General features: G+C 49.0%; 3 protein-coding genes. 1 reads left to right on the top strand and 2 read right to left on the bottom strand.

All coding sequences use genetic code 11. The annotated features are described in order from the left end of the window. Window positions 1–1232, top strand: a 1232-nt coding sequence (serS, locus tag ACTHUE_RS15635) for a serine--tRNA ligase (protein ID WP_440423943.1), incomplete at its 5' end; no start/stop codon positions are given. 66 nt (window positions 1233–1298) lie between these two features. Here serS and ACTHUE_RS15630 read toward each other — a convergent pair. Both ACTHUE_RS15630 and ACTHUE_RS15625 read right to left on the bottom strand, forming a co-directional pair. Further along, window positions 1299–1538 carry a putative hemolysin gene (locus ACTHUE_RS15630; protein WP_070461638.1) on the bottom strand — a complete coding sequence of 80 codons (240 nt, stop codon included), beginning with the start codon at window positions 1536–1538 and terminating at the stop codon, window positions 1299–1301. Window positions 1539–1667: 129 nt separating this feature from the next. Next, on the bottom strand, window positions 1668–2431 hold a 764-nt coding region (locus ACTHUE_RS15625; protein ID WP_440423942.1), incomplete at its 5' end, for a basic amino acid ABC transporter substrate-binding protein.

Raw genomic sequence — 2431 nt, 5'->3', positions numbered from 1 at the left:
GTTACGAGTTTGATATCGCGCGTTTCAACGCTTTGGAAGAGCAACGCAAAGCCGTTCAAGTGAAAACAGAAGAGTTGCAGGCTTCGCGCAACAGTATTTCCAAACAAATCGGTGCGTTGAAAGGTCAAGGCAAACACGAGGAGGCTCAAGCTGCGATGGATCAGGTTGCCCAAATCAAAGTTGATTTGGAGCAGGCAGCCGCTGATTTGGATGCCGTTCAGAAAGAATTGGATGCTTGGCTGCTGAGCATTCCGAACCTGCCGCACGAAAGTGTGCCTGTCGGTAAAGACGAAACTGAAAACGTTGAGGTCCGCAAAGTTGGCACGCCGCGAGAATTTGACTTTGAAATCAAAGACCATGTTGATTTGGGCGAGCCTTTGGGTTTGGATTTTGAAGGCGGTGCGAAACTTTCCGGCGCGCGCTTTACCGTGATGAAAGGCCAAATCGCCCGTCTGCATCGCGCTTTGGCTCAGTTCATGCTGGACACGCACACGCTGAAACACGGCTATACCGAGCATTACACGCCTTATATCGTGGATGACACCACTTTGCAGGGCACGGGCCAACTGCCTAAATTTGCAGAAGATTTGTTCCATGTTACCCGCGGCGGTGACGAGAGCAAGAAAACGCAATATCTGATTCCGACCGCCGAAGTAACGCTGACCAATACCGTTGCCGACAGCATCGTGGCCGGCAGCGATTTGCCGTTGAAATTGACTGCGCATTCCCCATGTTTTCGTTCCGAAGCGGGCGCATACGGCAAAGACGTGCGCGGTTTGATTCGCCAACACCAATTCGACAAAGTGGAAATGGTGCAAATCGTTCATCCGGAAAAATCATACGAAGCGCTGGAAGAAATGGTCGGTCATGCTGAAAATATTTTGAAAGCGTTGGAACTGCCATACCGCGTGATCACTTTGTGTACCGGCGACATGGGCTTCGGCGCAACCAAAACCTACGACTTGGAAGTTTGGGTTCCTGCGCAAAATACCTACCGTGAAATTTCCAGCTGCTCCAATTGCGAAGATTTTCAAGCTCGCCGCATGAAAGCGCGTTTCAAAGATGAAAACGGTAAAAACCGTTTGGTGCATACTTTGAACGGCTCAGGCTTGGCAGTCGGCCGTACTTTGGTGGCGGTTTTGGAAAACCATCAAAATGCCGACGGCAGCATTAATGTTCCTGCTGCGTTGCAACCGTATATGGGTGGCGTGACCAAATTGGAAGTAAAATAATCGCTGTTTAAAAGAAAAAGGCCGTCTGAAACTTGGGTTCAGACGGCCTTTTCTATGATTGAGTAATTATTTGTTGTGTTGACGGAAATATTCCCATTCTTCGACAACGGTACCGTCAGGCAAGTGGCACACGCCGTATTCGTTGCCGTCTTTGTCTCTTTTGATTTCGGATTTGCCGCCTTGTTTGACGCAGAATTTGGAAGCCGGATTGGCCACGCCGACGTTAGGAGATTCTTGTTTTTCAGAAGCGGAGCAGGCGGCCAAAGCGGTTGCGGCAGCGAGGCTGAGGATGATGGGCTTGATCATGGTGTGTCTTTCATTTGAAAGATAAAAACAAGCGGATTATAGGGGGTGCTTGCGTTTAATTGAGTTAACCAGATTAAAGGCCGTCTGAAAAGTTTTCAGACGGCCTTTAGTTTAGGAAGTCAAACCAGATTATTTGGCTGCTTCGGCTTTTTCGCCTTCTTTAGCAAAGTATTTGGCGTAAATTTTGTCGTATTCGCCACTTTCGCGTACTTTTTTCAGTGCATCGTTCAACATTTTGATGGTTGCTTCGTCGCCTTTGCGTGCAGCGATACCGTAGTTTTCGATGGTGAAGTCAGGCAGGGAGATGAAATCCAAGCCTTTGGTCGGGTTGTTTTTTACATAGTTGGCAATAACCGCGCTGTCGCTGACTACGGAATCTAGACCGCCGTTTTCCAATTCTTTAATAATTAGAGGAACGCTTTCAAAGCGGGCGATTTTCGGATTGTCGTTGCCCAAGAGTTTGGAAACAGAGAAGTCGCCGGTGTAGCCGGTTACCACGCCGACTTTGGCCATGTTTTTCAGGTCTTCGGAAGAAGCTACTTTTTTGCCTTTTGGAACGAGGACAACTTGGGTGATTTCAAAGTATGGATCGCTGAAGAGCATGCTTTGTTTGCGGTCGTCAGTGATGGTTACGCCGGACATAACGATGTCCACGTCGCCGTTGTTCAAAGAAGGGAAGAGGCTTTCCCATGGCTGGTGTTTGAATTCGACTTTGAAGTTGCCGGCTTTAGCCATGGCGTCCATCAAGTCAACGTCAAAACCTTCTACTTTGCCGGCAGAATCCAAAGATTCAAATGGGGCAAACTCGGCGTTAGAGCCGACACGGTACACTTTATCGGCAGGAGCAGAGGCATTGTTGCTTTGACCGCCGCAGGCAGTCAGGGCAAGGGCGG

This window comes from Neisseria sp. P0021.S005, assembly GCF_051956955.1.
The sequence above is the reverse complement of the archived record's forward strand: the minus strand, read 5'-3'. Positions and strand labels throughout refer to the sequence as shown.

Coding starts and splice junctions, on each gene's coding strand:
- ACTHUE_RS15630 (WP_070461638.1), bottom strand. CDS start 1,538: ATGATCAAGCCCATCATCCTCAGCCTCGCTGCCGCAACCGCTTTGGCC.